The organism is Streptomyces sp. NBC_01298 (assembly GCF_035978755.1).
Lineage (GTDB): Bacteria > Actinomycetota > Actinomycetes > Streptomycetales > Streptomycetaceae > Streptomyces.
On record NZ_CP108414.1, the window covers coordinates 4,335,224 to 4,348,815 of the forward strand.

Sequence of the window (13,592 nt, forward strand, 5' to 3'; positions counted from 1 at the left end):
GGCCCGCCAGCGGTAGTCAACGGGTGGGGGGACACCGGCACGGGTCCACAGGAAGTCCAGGGAGGTCCGAGGACTGGTCTACTCAACCGAGGGAATCATGAAAGGCACGGCACTCACAGCGTTTTTACCCAAGTTGCAGGGGTTTACATCCCCTCGGGGGCTACACAGTTCACGTGTTCAACCGCATGCCGCCCGTACGCCGTAATGCGCGGCCGTGACGTCCGAACAAGAAGACGCCCGACGGAAGTTGTGCCCGGCGGGCGCCTCACGTATGCGGGACGCGGTACGAAGGATGGTCCGGCGTCGGAAGCCATGGATCCCATGGATCCATGCTGCCCCGTGTCAGCTGGAACCGCATCCTCCGCCGCCACCGCAGGACGAGGACGACGAACCGCAGCTGGACGAGGAGGAGCCACAGCTGGACGAGGAGGAGCCGCACGAGGAGGAGTGGCCCGAGGAACCGCTCCCGGCCCACCAGCCCACCGCACCGCCACCGGTGGCACTGCCGCCCCCGCGGCCACCGCGGCCCCCACCGCCACCTCGGGCCTTGACCGCCACCACGACGATCACCACGACCACCGCCACGAAGATCACTATTCCGAGGATCATCCCCCGACCCCTCTCTGCTGCCCCGGTTCCCCGGGGTGCGGGATCCCCTTCGTCCCGCGTGCTGGGGGGATGCCCGCGCCCTGCGCGACCCAAAGCACACTTGAGCAAGTCCAGAGCTTCCCCGCAGGATTGCGCCCATGAGCGATCCCGAACGCACCCATCGCCCCGCCCGCCCCTTCCTCAACCGCAAGCTGGCGGCCTTCGGCACCACGATCTTCGCGGAGATGTCCGCCCTGGCCACCGCCACGGGATCGATCAACCTCGGCCAGGGTTTCCCCGACACCGACGGCCCCGCCGAGATCGCCGAGGCGGCGGTGCGCGCGATCCGCGACGGCCGGGGCAACCAGTACCCGCCGGGCCCCGGCGTTCCGGAGCTGCGTACGGCGATCGCCGCCCACCAGCAGCGCTTCTACGGCCTGGCCTACGACCCGGACACCGAGGTGCTCGTCACCGCCGGAGCCACCGAGGCCATCGCGGCCTCGCTCCTGGCCCTGCTGGAGCCGGGCGACGAGGTCATCGCCCTGGAGCCCTTCTACGACTCCTACGCCGCCTGCATCGCGATGGCCGGGGCCGTCCGGGTGCCGCTGACCCTGCGCGCCCCGGACTTCCGCCTCGACCTGGACGCGCTGCGCGCGGCGGTCACCCCCCGCACCCGCCTCCTGCTGCTGAACACCCCGCACAATCCGACGGGCACCGTCCTGACCCCCGCCGAACTGGCCGCGGTCGCCGAGCTGGCCGTCTCGCGCGACCTGCTGGTCATCACGGACGAGGTGTACGAGCACCTGGTCTTCGAGGGCGTCCACACCCCGCTGGCGAGCCTGCCGGGCATGCGCGAGCGCACGGTCACCATCTCCTCCGCCGGCAAGAGCTTCTCCTTCACGGGCTGGAAGGTCGGCTGAGTCAAGCCTCATTCACCTAACCATTCTACGCCCGCGCGTGATCATGCCCTCTTGCCTCCGACAGGATGGCCGCAGACGATCGGCATCAGACGCGAGAGAGATGGTGGGGACATGGGCGACAGGCCACTGCTGAACCGCAGGCTGGACGGATTCGGCACGACGATCTTCGCGGAGATGTCGGCGCTGGCGGTGAAGACGGGAGCCATCAACCTTGGCCAAGGCTTCCCCGACACCGACGGCCCCGAAGCCGTCCGGGAGGCAGCGGTCCGAGCTCTGCGCGATGGTAGGGGTAACCAGTACCCGCCCGGCCCCGGCGTCCCCGAGCTGCGCACCGCGATCACCGACCACCAGCAGCGCTTCTACGGCCTGACCCTCGACCCCGACACGGAGGTCCTGGTCACGGCGGGCGCGACCGAGGCGATCGCCGCCACGGTGCTCGCGCTGCTGGAGCCCGGCGACGAGGTCATCGCCTTCGAGCCGTACTACGACTCGTACGCGGCCTGCATCAGCATGGCCGGCGCCACCCGTGTCCCCCTGACCCTCCGCGCCCCCGACTTCCGCCCGGACCTCGACGCGCTCCGGGACCTGGTAACCGACCGCACCCGCCTGCTGCTGCTCAACTCCCCGCACAACCCGACGGGCATGGTGCTGACCCGGGAGGAGCTGACCGCCATCGCCGAACTGGCGGTCGAACGAGACCTGATCGTGGTGACCGACGAGGTGTACGAGCACCTGGTCTTCGAAGGCGAGCACATCCCGCTCATCTCCCTGCCGGGGATGCGCGACCGCACCGTCTCGATCTCCTCTGCCGGGAAGACCTTCTCGTTCACGGGTTGGAAGGTTGGCTGGGTTACCGCGTCCGCACCGCTGGTCACGGCCATCCGCACGGCCAAGCAGTTCCTGACGTACGTGTCGTCCGGGCCGTTCCAGTACGCGGTCGCGGAGGCACTGCGCCTACCGGACGACTACTTCACCGGCTTCCGCGAGGATCTGCGCGCGAAGCGCGGCATCCTCGCCGACGGGCTCACGGCGGCGGGCTTCGAGGTCTTCCACCCCCAAGGCACGTACTTCATCACCACTGACATCGCCTCCCTCGGCGAGAAGGACGGCCTGGCCTTCTGCCGGAGCCTGCCGGAGCGGTGTGGCGTGGTCGCCGTCCCCAACGCGGTCTTCTACGACGACCCCGAGGCCGGCCGCAGCCAGGTCCGCTTCGCCTTCTGCAAGCGGGAGGACGTCCTGCGAGAGGCTGTTTCCCGCCTTCAGCAATGATGAGCGCCCCTGCCACTGACCGCCGAACCATCGCCCTGGCTTACGGCCCAGGGCGAACGGTCCACCATTTCTCTGGCCAAAGCTGGAAGCAGCCGGATTGACAGCTGGCGACAGCAGAGCTGTCTTCCTGGCTAGATCAACCGAGACCGGTATCTGAGGCGTTGGTTGCTGATGCCGCGAGAGCGGTGGATCGCTGCCGCGGCACCGGCAGAACGGCATGGCACAGGGGACTGCCTACCGACACCAGGACAAAGTCACGATGATTCTGCAGCGGTGGGTCGAAGAGCAGCCCCCCGGAGTCTGCGGTGACAGAGATCGTTCCCGCACAGCAGCGGCCGTGCTCGCGACCGGAGGCCGGCCTGGGGGCCAGGTGGTGGTCTGAGACGCGGAGATCCTTGTCGTGGCATTGGACGGACAGCTGAGTGCACGCGATATGCGCGCCGGGTGCCGCCGACCGGACGCCCGCCACGATCTCCTGGTTGGGGTTGCGAGGGCGCAGCACACTTCCGATGGAGAAGACCACAAGCTCGGGGGCGACGAGCTGAGTGAGCGAGTTGGCGAACTCCCCTGCCTTACGACTGCTTCCGGGCAGCCCGCCATGGTGCGGAAAGACCAGGACCGGTGCAGTCAAGTCCTGCCCGGAGTCCACAATGTGCGCGAGCCCGGCCGCATCGACATCAGCGGCGAGAAGCGCGACCGGCTGCTCGTCCAGGTGAACCCGAATCACCACGGACATCGAATTGCTGTCCAGCGGGCCGTGATCGCCGGGACGGGTCACGCTGCCCGCACCCACCATCATCAAATTGGGGTGGACGACCTCGAGCCGTGCCCGCCCGCAGCGTAGGACCTCCCCGGACGACGTGGTGATCATCTGGTGCCGGTCCAGGCCGCCCTTCCTCTGCCGGAGGTGCACGGCACGGAGAACGCGCTCCCAGATTGCCGTGTCCTTGCTCCAGTCTGGGTTGAACCAGACAGTGCCGACTGTGTACGTGTCGTCGAGGAGCAGCGTGGGCGATCCCCCTGCGTGGTCCTTGTCCGAATGGGAAAGGACCAGGTGAACAATCCTTGTGATCTTCCGCCGCTCCAGCTCTGCCTGGAGTGTGTCCGTTGGCGCGGCATCGATGACCGCGCACAGCGGTCCGTCATGGACCACTGCCGAATTGCCGTGCCCGACGTCGAGAATGGTGATGCCGAGCGAGTCGGCGATGCTGCCCTGCATACCCTGACTGGGCTCAGCGCGATCGTCGCTCACGCCGACATCCATCCCTGCGGAAGCTCGGGTGACAGTGCGATGTTGCTGTAATAGAGGTCTTCGGCCTTCCTCGCATAGCAGTTGACGTCCGCATCCAGCCACTGCCCGGCCAGGCTCTCACCTCGCAGACCAGTCACCTCCAGGATCGGGTCGAGCGGCATCCAGACGGGAGTGTTGACCCTCCAGCCGACCACGACGACCTTCGCCTGGCGAACCTCTCCCTCGGGGGCGACCTCGAGGATTTCGATGGGCGTGGGGAAGGTTCTGCGTTCGCGGGCGACGTCGCCGTTCAGTTCGGCCACTGTGTAATCGATGGCCGGCAGGATCTCCTCGGACAGATCGGTCTTGGCAACCACCTGGGGGATACCTTGCCGCCAGCGGCGGATCGACCCCTGCTGAGTGGTGTTGATATGGCTACTGATTAGTACCGCCGGAAGCGGCGCCTCGCCGTGCAGATTAGCCTTGCTAACCACCTCCGCGCCCGTAAAACGGACCCGCCCGTGGCTGCTGAGCACGTGGTCGCAGACGAGGGCGTCGTACCTCCCAACGAGCGAGGCCAGGAAGGCGTCAGCGTCCATGTCCGGATCGAACTCCGTGATGAGGGTGGTTCGGAAGCCGGCATCCTTGAGCCGATCCTCCGCAGCCATGGCATCCCGTCGGTCATCATCGGCGATAACGACCGACGCTCCCCTGGACAGCGTCAACACTTGCTACCAGCCCTCTTCGGTCGAACTGCCACCATGCCCCGCACGGGCCGGCAGTTGCACCAGGATACGCGCGCCGCCCAACTCGCCTTTCGCGCGCGCTTCCTGTTTACCCTTCAGGTCACCGACAATGTCGCGCACAATGGTCAGGCCCAGACCGGTCCCGTTGTCGAAGGTGGTCTTCCCAGGCAGCCAGATCGACTTGAGCGAGATGCCCAGGATGCCCGGGCCCGAGTCATCGACACACAGGGCGATGTCCTGGCCCAGCGCATCATCCCGGTCCACCAGGCGGGTTGTGATGCGAATGATCCGCTCAGGGCCCATGGGGGCGTCCGTGCGGGTGAATGCATGGGCTGCGTTGGCCAGCAGATTGGACAGGATGGACTCGATGTCAGCGATCGTGGTTCGGACTGTCGCACCCTCAGCCTGCAGGTCGAAGGCCACCTGGATGGCCCGCTCGTCGAGATACCGCTTGAACAGTTCTACGACGGAACGGCAGGTGACGTCGAGGTCGATGTCGTTCACCTCGCGCTTGTTCTTCTCCAGAAGGCTGAGCGGGAGCCTGGCGAACGTCTCCAAGGTCATCGCGCTGTCGATGGAGGAGTCGATGGGGTCCTTGAAGGACTCCTCGTACACCTCGGAGCTCACCTTCGGTTCGATCCTGCGCCTCAGGGTCTTCACCAGGTTGACGATCCTCGATGCAGGGCGGAGCGCTTCATGGGCGAAGACCGCGGTGCTCGTACCCACCGTGGCAAGGGATCGGTAGAGAAGCAGGTCTTCGCGAAGGGCTTCGATCTCCTGCTTCTGGATATTGACCACTTTGGTCGCGCTGTCGGCAAGTGAATGAAGGGTGGCCGGGTCGCTGGGCGCGTCAAGGGGAAGCATGTCGTCGTCTGGCGGCACGATGGAGGCCAGGATGCGCTGGAAGCGGGCATCGGCCTCCTCGGCCTCGTCGTGAGCCTTGACGGAGGCGCCGACCCGGGCCTGTTCGCGTTGCTCAAGCCGCTGTTCCGCGGCCCAGTCCATGGCGCACTTGGCGAACTCCTGAAGCTGGCCGAACTCGAAGGTCTCGACGAATCCGCTTCGGTCGGTCTTCGGACGGAGCACGTCCGCGGGGTCTACCACCATCAGGCGCCCCAGAGCAGTAGCTGTCGAAGGGCGTTTCTCGGGACTTCCGCTCCGGCGAAGGTTGATGTCCAGCCAGTCATTGCCCTTGTCCCCGTACGGCTGCACCCGCAGCTCACGGTGATAGAGGTGAACCCCACCGACGTGACGGAGCCAGCTACGGATGGCCGGCGTGTCCTGCTCGGCCAGCCGCACCTCCTTTTTGGCCGCCGAAGGGTTGAGGTTGAACATCCAGAGCTCGAGCGTCGCCTCAGGTGCACTGAAGGCGAGGGGCGGTGCTGCGTTCTTCGTCTTGCGTCGCGTTCCCTGGCGGTGACCGACCTCTGCATGGCCGCCGGTGAACTCCGCCTCGCCACGCCAGTTGTAGAGCGTGGCGGAGGCCAGTCCCTCGCTGTCCAGCACGGCTACGAGCCGGTACTCGTGGTATCGGAGCAGGGTGGAGTTCACCAGCCGTGAAAACCCGGCGTACTCAGGGGTGTCACACTCCACCCTGAAGGCAGTGTTGTCGGCGAAGGGTCCGCTGAGCAGGAGCAGTGATCTGGCCAGTCGCTCCCCTGCCTTTGCGGAGATGCTGTGCCGTAGCCCAGTGACGGTGACAGTGGTTCCCTGCTTCCACGCAGGCGTCCCGTCGGCGGCCGTTGAGTCAAGCGTTCGCGTCTCTATCCCCAAGGGCACATCCTCGACAGCATGCGAGGCATCTATGCGATCCCAGTCGATGCTGAGGACATGCTCGATCCCGGGCTCTGTACGGGACCGCGTGGTCACGGTCACCGTGGTGCCGAGCCGTAGAGCGGCGAGCCGACCGAGGCCCTTCTCACCGACCTTGCGCCGCCCCAAGCGGGAGTACCTGGAGGACGGCTTACTGGATCTGCCGATCAGAAGGAATCCTGATGCGAGTTCCGCCTCCGTCATCCCATCGCCGTCGTCCGACACAGTCAGCGTGCCGCCGACCTCTGCCGCGCCGCTCAGCTTGATGCGGCAGATCTCCGCATCCGCGTCATAGGAGTTGCGGACCAGCTCCATAATCCCCAGATCGGGATGCGGGACTAGCTCCTCACCCAGCCGGGCCAAGATCTCAGGAGCGAAGCGGAGTCGATGGTCCATCAAGCGAGCCTCCCCGGTGGGAACAATGCCGGGGCCGGGACGCTATCCCCTCGCGGGCATGTTAGCCGGGGATCGATGCACGGTAGGAGAGTTCAGCCGGGCCGCATTGGGGCAGCACCTCAGCAAAAGGCGCGGCCTGGTCTTCTGTCGGCGAAGTGGCGGGGTCGCCGTGCCTAACGCGGTCCATGACGACCCGGAGGCCGGTCGCAGCCGGGTCCGCTTCACCTTCTGCAAGCAGGAGGATGCCCTGCGAGAGGCTGTTTCTCGCCATCAGCCATGGTGAGCGCCCCATTACCGCCGCCGCCGAACCATCCCTCGACTACAGCTCAGGGCGAACGGTGCAGTAATTCTCAGGCCAAGGCTGGAAGTTGATGCCGAGCGCAAGCTACGCTCACGCACCCATAACCCTATAAACGCAGGTGACCCCGGCGGTGGTTGCACACCCCGGGGCCCGACACCGAAGAGGACTAGTCTTCGATGCGCATCAATCGTAGCGCGCGCACGCGCTACTTCACTGTCCTGGGCAACGAGGTCCTACGGGATCGCCGTCTCAGCTTCACCGCCCGCGGCCTCCTCGCCTATCTGCTGTCCCTGCCGGACGGCGCCCGTGAGGACGTCCGCACCCTCGCCGACAAGAACCCCGGCCTCGGCCGCAGAGGCGTATCCAAGGCCCTCGACGAGCTGGTCAAGGTCGGCTACTACATCCGCCGTACGGTCCGAGACGAGGACAGCGGCCAGGTCCGCACCGAGACGTACCTCTTCGACACCCCGCAGGCCAGCGGCTCGGCCCCGCTTCCCGCACTGGCGGGAACCGGCGAAGCGGAGGCCGGGAAGGCGGGAGCGTTCCCCAAGGGGAACAAGAACCCGGAGGAAGAACCCACCCACCCTGTCGCGGCGGCCACGAACGCCGAGCCGCCCGCTGGGCGGGCGGAGGAAACGACTCCGGACCAGCCCACCCCTGCCCCCGTACCAGCGGATATGGGGCGCGGAGCCGCGCTGCTGTCCCGCCTGGGCAGCGTCGAGCCCAAGCTGGCTCTGTGCGCCGCAGACGCCCTCACCCTCGCGCCGCTGGCCGCACGGTGGCTGGACGCCGGGGTGTCCGAGCTGGCAGCCCGCTCGCTCCTCACCGCCGGGCTACCCCCAGTGGTGCACAGCGCACGGGCACTCCTCGCGGACCGCCTCGTGCGCAAGCTGCCCGCACCGCGCGCCCGGCAAGATGCCGCCGCGTCGGCGGCGCCGCTGGCGGAGTGCGCCGAGTGCCGTGATCCCCTACCGCGTGGCCAGCAAACCGGCATCTGCGCCGTCTGCGCGGGGGCGACGGCCCGCGTCGGCGAGGCCGCACCCGTCATGGAGACGGTGACCGACCATGTGGCCGCTCTGCGGTCGGCGCTGCGCGCTCGGCCGACGACCGCCGCAGGCCCACTCCAGCCGTTCCTCAACCCAAAGGCGGTCAGATAACCGCTGGAGAGCACATATAGGTAGACCCCGCAGCATGCTGCGGGGTCTACCTATATGAAGAAACCGGCGGTGTCCTACTCTCCCACAGGGTCCCCCCTGCAGTACCATCGGCGCTATCGGGCTTAGCTTCCGGGTTCGGAATGTAACCGGGCGTTTCCCCAATGCTATGACCACCGAAGTGTTTTGGCAGGTAGCTACTCAGAGCAGCTCCTCTTTGCCTAGGCGACATCTTACATGCCGCTGATGGTGCCTCTGTGGCGGTTGTCGGACCATCGGCTCACGGAACCGGCAATGGCGGGCGTGAGAGGCACTCCAAGGATCTGGTGGCGCCAGCCCCCGCTTCACCACATGGTCATTTCCCCCTTCAGCAGCGCGTCGCGCGCCTTCGCCCCCTCGATCGGTCCGACGAACCGCTGGGACTCCATGAGGCCCCTCAGCCGCCCGACCTTGCGCTGAAGCACCGAGGTGGACCCGACCTGCGTCGAGACGCCAGCTCGGCCGCCTGGCACAGCAGCTCCCGGCCACGAAGGCGCTCTGTAGGTGGACCGGCTTGTTCGCCCCCCGGCAGGACCAGCCTGCCCCCCTTGCCGACCAGCTTCTCGGCGCCCGGCTGGTCCAGGTTCGCCCGGCTGTCGGCGAGGGAGGAGACGGCGAAGGCCAGCCACGAGAGCACATTCGCCTTGATCAGATCGGTCACCACGTCCACCGAGAGCCGGTGATCAACGAATGACACACGGTTCCCGGGCGCCGTGGGCTCTCGCGCGCTTCAGTAATTGCCTCCCGGGGTTGCCAGGGAATGGCGGACTTAGTATGTATCTCCATCAAACGACTTCACGGGGGTGCCCCGTGAGAGGATCGCTGACGTGAAACTGATCGAGAACACCGAGGCACGACGGGTGGAGGCGCTCAGTCTCCTTGACCCTCGGACCCAGGCCGCCCTGGGGCAGTTCTTTACCCCTGCCCCAGCCGCCGGCCTGATCGCCTCGATGCCTCGTCTAGGCGCCCTGAGCAATACCGTGCGCGTTTTGGATCCTGGCGCCGGCGTCGGCTCGCTGACCGCCGCACTGGTGACCCGGCTGCACGAAGAGCGCCCTGACCTGAACGTTCATGTCGTTGCTGTGGAGACCGACCCGCAGGTCATGCCTTACCTGCGGGCCACACTCGAGGAATGCAAGGCAACCTACGGCACCACGTTCGAGCTCGTGCAGGGCGACTACCTCATCGACGATGACGCACTCATCGACGGGCCGTTCGACCTCGTCGTCGCCAATCCACCCTATGGAAAGCTCGCCGCAGGCAGCCTGCACCGTACGCGCACTGCGCGGCACCTGGTCGATGCCAGCAACATCTACACAGCCTTCTGGGCCAGGGCCACAGCTGCCCTCGCACCCGGCGGCCAGATCTCGATCATCGTGCCCCGCTCCTGGGCCAACGGCACCTACCACCGAGCCTTTCGTCAGTGGATGCTCGACCGCACCAGCCTCGACCTCCTACACGTCTTCGAGAGCCGCAACACGGTCTTCGCCGACACTGGCGTTCTCCAGGAAAACGTCATCGTGGCTGGAACGCGGGGTGACCAGCAGCGACAGGTCGTCCTGTCGGCCTCGATTGCGCACCACGACGCCCCGCTGCGCCGCACCGTCCCGTTCGACGCGGTGGTCCTACCCGGGGACCGCGAGCAGTTCGTCCGCTTCGACGACTCCGCCGTCGTGCCGCCGGCCGTCTCGTTCACCCTGGCCGACCTGGGCTTGGGCGTCAGCACAGGCAAGGTCGTCGACTTCCGTAACCGCGAACACTTGACCGAAGACCTCGGCGCCGACGGTGTTGTGCCGATGATCTACCAGGCCAACGTGCGCGGTGGAGAGATCGAGTGGCCACAGCGCCCCGGGAAAAAGCCGCAGGGCTTCTTGCCCAGCACCGAGGCCGCCCGCAAGCTGCTCCTGCCCGAAGGGCACTACGTCGTCATCAAGCGCTTCTCCGCGAAGGAGGAGAAGCGGCGCGTGGTCGCGGGCGTCTGGAAGCACGACGGCCCGGTTGCCATGGACAACAAGACCAACTACCTGCACGAGAAGAAGGGGCCTATCGACCCTCAGCTCGCGCACGGGCTGATGCTCTGGCTGAACTCCTCGACGCTCGACGCGATCTTCCGCACCTTCTCCGGTCACACCCAGGTCAACGCCGGGGACGTCAAGACGCTCCCCTTCCCCTCCCGTGACGACCTGGTGCGCCTGGCGGAGAACGCGCCGGAATGGCTCCCAGAACAGGCTAAGCTCGACGCCCTCGTAGCTGACTTGTTCCCCGCTGTCGTAGGCTCCGCAGAGTGACCAGCACCTTAGAAGCATCCGTCGACAACGCCGGCGTCCTCCTGCAAGCCTTCGGCTTCGACAAGGTCCGCTGCAATAGCAGGTCCGCCCTGACAGCTCTCGTGCTGCTCGGCCTGGAACCTGGCGAGACGTGGGACGCGGCGACCAACCCGCGTCTCGGCGTCACAGAAGTCATGGGCGTCATTGCGGATAAGTGGGGTAAAACGTACGCCCCGAACTCGCGTGAGACGTTCCGCAAGCAGACGCTCCACCAGTTTGTCGACGCGGGGTTCGCCGAGCACAACTCCGACGCTCCCGAAGGGCGCGCGGTCAACTCCTCCAAGAACAATTACCGGATCGCTCCGGCCGCTCTGTCCGTAGTGCGTCTCTTCGGCACCCCGGGGTTCCAAGGCGCCCTCGACGCCTGGATAGCCGAGGCGCCCACCCAGCAGGCCGCTTACAAGGCCACTCGCGACATGCAGATGATCCCGGTCAAGCTGCCCGACGGTTCTGTGTTCCGGCTCTCTCCTGGTGGCCAGAACCCCCTGATCCGGGACATGGTCGAGGAGTTTTGCCCTCGCTTCGCCCGCGGTGGACAGTTGCTCTATCTGGGGGACGCCAAGGATCACCGCTACGACATCCGCCATGACGACGCCTTCGCACGTCTCGGGCTGACCTTCGACGAGCACGGCAAGAACCCGGACCTCGTGGTCTATGACGAGAAGCGCGGTTGGCTCTTCTTGATGGAGGCCGTCACTTCTCACGGACCGATCGACTTCGGACGGCGTGAGCACCTTAAGAAACTCTTCGCGACGGACAAGGCGGGGCTGGTGTTCGTGAACTGCTTCCCGGACCGCGCCACGATGCGCAAGTGGCTGGCCGACCTCGCGTGGGAGACCGAAGCCTGGGTGGCTGATGCGCCTGATCACCTGATCCACCTGAACGGCTCACGGTTCCTCGGCCCCTATGAGGGGCCTTTCAAGCTCGCCCTCTGACTGGGCGAACCCCAGGCCACGGTCGTGACCTGTCCGATGCACGCGAGGACAACCCGGCGGTCAGTGGCGCAAACAGCTCCTCTTTCAACAGAGTCTCGGGGAGCCGGCGGACATGACTGCCGGCCTATGCACCTCAGCCGGTCCGAGGTGCATAGGTATGCCGCTCAGCAGCAGGTGTAGGACGGGTTGGCCTTGTCCGCGGTAAGACGCTTGTCTGGAGTCGTCGTCTAGCTTCCCCGCCCGTGGACCGCCCTCAGCCTCGGGCCCCGAGCCAGCTCAGGCCCCTGAGCCGTGGCGGACCACGACGTCAGCCGAGAAGCCGGCGTGCCGCAGCGGCGCGGCGGCCTCGATCATGCCAGCCAGTGCGGTGTGTGCCACCCGGAGCTGTGGGCTTTGTCGGCCGCTCTCGCCGAGCGGGGCTATGGAGCTGCGGTGCAGTCGGACGGCGCGCCGGTAGAGCAGTTCGATCTCGCGGTTGAGGGCGAGGACGGACATCTGGGGGTCGCGGGTGATGAGGTACTGCCCGAGTACGTAGAGGAAGCACTCGTGCTCCTTCTCGCACATGTTGTCCCGGTCCCAGACCTTGGCGACTTCGAACTGGCTGGGGGTCATGTGGTCGAGAGCGGCCTCTCGCGGCATACCGTCTTCGCCGGCCTCCTTGACGAGGTCCCACAGTTCGAGGCCGAGATCGGACGGCGACCTGCGTCGGGAGTTCACAGCTGATCCCCTTCCCCGCCACCGAGGAGCCGGGCGAGTTCGTCGTCCATGTCCGTCTGGCCGGTGGTGACGACGTGCTCGCACCAGTCGCAAACCGCGCGGACCTTCTTGAGGCTGTCCAGCACCGCTTCCTCCTCCTCGGTGGTCAGCAGCTCCTCTTGCGCGAGAACGACGGCGTTCTGCATGGACACGCAGAAGCTGGTGCACTGGCCCAGGATCCTGAGGATGGAGGAGGGAGCGTCACGGTAGGAGACCGTGGGGCTTGGGGGCGTCGGCTGCTGGTTCTGGCCCGGCGCCTCTTCGGAGTGGGTGCCAGCCTCGACGTCAATGTGGGCCTGTTGCTCCAGGCGTTGACCTCGGTCACGGTTGGCATCGCGGACAGCGCGTCGGAACCCCGGGTCCTCCACGGCTTGGCGGAGTACTTCGGTGCGGTCGGCGAGTTGGGTGACAGCTATGGCGGCCTCGTCAGTGTTACGGAGGAGCCGCTTGGCCGTCTCGATCCGCTCTCCAGGCGTGGCGGGGTTGTTGGGCAGGGATTGGATGGCTCGCTGGGCTGTGTCGTAGTGCCAGACGCCCTGATCACGCGGATCCAGGTCGTCCGACGGCTCTTGCTGAATCAGTTGGAACCGGTTGGGCTTCCCAGATAGGACGAGATGGACACTCCAGGGGACGTCATCGCGTCGCGTCTCTGCCGGCCATGCCGTCGAGACGTATCGGTACTTCTTCAAGCTGCCCACGGAGGACCTGATCTGCTTGGCGATGAGGGCCGTGAGCTGGCCGATTTCTCCGTAAGGACGAGCCGCCATCATCTCGTTGAGCATGTCGCCCAACTCGAAGTTACTCGCGCTCTTGGTCCGGATGATGCGCCGGCCGCGGTGGACGTATCGGATCCACTCGTCGCGCGTAAAGCCGGGTGGGATTTCCAGGACAGGCATGCATGGCTCCTGTGCTTGTCGTCGAAGCCAGGTGCAGGAGAACGCCCCCGGGCGGCCGTAGCCGCGCCCACGAGACCTGACTGTGCCTGCTCGGCAGCGTCCTGCTCGTCAGCATCCGACGGGAGGCGTGCTTCTAGGCGCAGAGAGGGAAACTCGGTACATCAGCTTCAGGGGGAGCAATCGGGTGAGACCCCCGCGCGCCCGCAGGGCCTTGCCGAGTGC

Annotated in this window: 9 protein-coding genes, 1 rRNA gene and 3 pseudogenes; 6 read left to right on the forward strand and 7 right to left on the reverse strand. The window is 66.5% G+C overall.

The genetic code is table 11. From position 1 onward, the window contains the following. Nucleotides 1-746: 746 nt before the first annotated feature. A pseudogene (locus OG730_RS19555) lies at nucleotides 747-1,505 on the forward strand (aminotransferase class I/II-fold pyridoxal phosphate-dependent enzyme); the annotation flags it as partial. A 114-nt stretch (nucleotides 1,506-1,619) separates the two neighbouring features. Continuing rightward, nucleotides 1,620-2,777, forward strand: a complete 1,158-nt coding sequence (locus OG730_RS19560; RefSeq protein WP_327305434.1) for a pyridoxal phosphate-dependent aminotransferase — start codon at nucleotides 1,620-1,622, stop codon at nucleotides 2,775-2,777. Between the two features lie 136 nt (nucleotides 2,778-2,913). Here the strand turns inward: OG730_RS19560 and OG730_RS19565 are convergent, their stop codons facing one another. Genes OG730_RS19565 through OG730_RS19575 form a run of 3 tightly spaced genes read right to left on the reverse strand, consistent with a single transcriptional unit; the run spans nucleotide 2,914 to nucleotide 6,962 of the window. Further along, entirely contained in the window at nucleotides 2,914-4,029 is a 1,116-nt protein-coding gene (locus OG730_RS19565; protein ID WP_327305435.1) for a ComEC/Rec2 family competence protein, read from the reverse strand. After that, on the reverse strand, nucleotides 4,026-4,736 hold the full coding sequence (locus tag OG730_RS19570; protein ID WP_327305436.1) for an ANTAR domain-containing protein: 711 nt from the start codon (nucleotides 4,734-4,736) through the stop codon (nucleotides 4,026-4,028). The genes OG730_RS19565 and OG730_RS19570 overlap by 4 nt, the downstream gene beginning before the upstream one ends. 3 nt (nucleotides 4,737-4,739) lie before the next feature. Further along, the gene (locus OG730_RS19575; protein WP_327305437.1) at nucleotides 4,740-6,962 is read right to left on the reverse strand and encodes an ATP-binding protein; all 2,223 of its coding nucleotides are present in this window, start codon (nucleotides 6,960-6,962) and stop codon (nucleotides 4,740-4,742) included. A 142-nt stretch (nucleotides 6,963-7,104) separates the two neighbouring features. On the opposite strand from OG730_RS19575, the pseudogene OG730_RS19580 reads away from it, so the two are divergent. Both OG730_RS19580 and OG730_RS19585 read left to right on the forward strand, forming a co-directional pair. Beyond that, nucleotides 7,105-7,245: pseudogene (locus OG730_RS19580) on the forward strand (aminotransferase); the annotation flags it as partial. 194 nt (nucleotides 7,246-7,439) lie between these two features. Next, nucleotides 7,440-8,420, forward strand: coding sequence for a helix-turn-helix domain-containing protein (locus OG730_RS19585; protein WP_327305438.1), 981 nt, complete (start codon nucleotides 7,440-7,442; stop codon nucleotides 8,418-8,420). Between the two features lie 61 nt (nucleotides 8,421-8,481). On the opposite strand, the gene rrf is transcribed toward OG730_RS19585, so the two are convergent. Together rrf and OG730_RS19595 are read right to left on the reverse strand one after the other, a co-directional pair. Further along, nucleotides 8,482-8,598, reverse strand: a 5S ribosomal RNA gene (gene rrf, locus OG730_RS19590). A 163-nt stretch (nucleotides 8,599-8,761) separates the two neighbouring features. Further along, a pseudogene (locus OG730_RS19595) lies at nucleotides 8,762-9,168 on the reverse strand (hypothetical protein); the annotation flags it as partial. A gap of 115 nt (nucleotides 9,169-9,283) precedes the next feature. Between OG730_RS19595 and OG730_RS19600 the strand changes: the two are divergent. Beyond that, nucleotides 9,284-10,744 (forward strand): Eco57I restriction-modification methylase domain-containing protein, encoded by a 1,461-nt coding sequence (locus OG730_RS19600; protein ID WP_327305439.1) that lies wholly within the window; start codon nucleotides 9,284-9,286, stop codon nucleotides 10,742-10,744. Continuing rightward, a complete protein-coding gene (locus tag OG730_RS19605) occupies nucleotides 10,741-11,718 on the forward strand; it encodes a BsuBI/PstI family type II restriction endonuclease (RefSeq protein ID WP_327305440.1) in 978 nt (325 codons plus the stop codon). Before OG730_RS19600 ends, OG730_RS19605 begins: the two co-directional genes overlap by 4 nt. 276 nt (nucleotides 11,719-11,994) lie before the next feature. Here the strand turns inward: OG730_RS19605 and OG730_RS19610 are convergent, their stop codons facing one another. Further along, a complete protein-coding gene (locus OG730_RS19610; protein ID WP_327305441.1) occupies nucleotides 11,995-12,435 on the reverse strand; it encodes a hypothetical protein in 441 nt (146 codons plus the stop codon). Next, on the reverse strand, nucleotides 12,432-13,370 hold the full coding sequence (locus tag OG730_RS19615) for a DUF6192 family protein (RefSeq protein WP_327305442.1): 939 nt from the start codon (nucleotides 13,368-13,370) through the stop codon (nucleotides 12,432-12,434). The genes OG730_RS19610 and OG730_RS19615 overlap by 4 nt, the downstream gene beginning before the upstream one ends. Nucleotides 13,371-13,592 lie beyond the last annotated feature (222 nt).

What these genes read in the sequence shown, in the direction of transcription:
- OG730_RS19615 (WP_327305442.1), bottom strand. Translation starts at nt 13,370, where the DNA reads ATGCCTGTCCTGGAAATCCCACCCGGCTTTACGCGCGACGAGTGGATC.
- OG730_RS19575 (WP_327305437.1), bottom strand. Translation starts at nt 6,962, where the DNA reads ATGGACCATCGACTCCGCTTCGCTCCTGAGATCTTGGCCCGGCTGGGT.
- OG730_RS19585 (WP_327305438.1), top strand. Translation starts at nt 7,440, where the DNA reads ATGCGCATCAATCGTAGCGCGCGCACGCGCTACTTCACTGTCCTGGGC.
- OG730_RS19560 (WP_327305434.1), top strand. Translation starts at nt 1,620, where the DNA reads ATGGGCGACAGGCCACTGCTGAACCGCAGGCTGGACGGATTCGGCACG.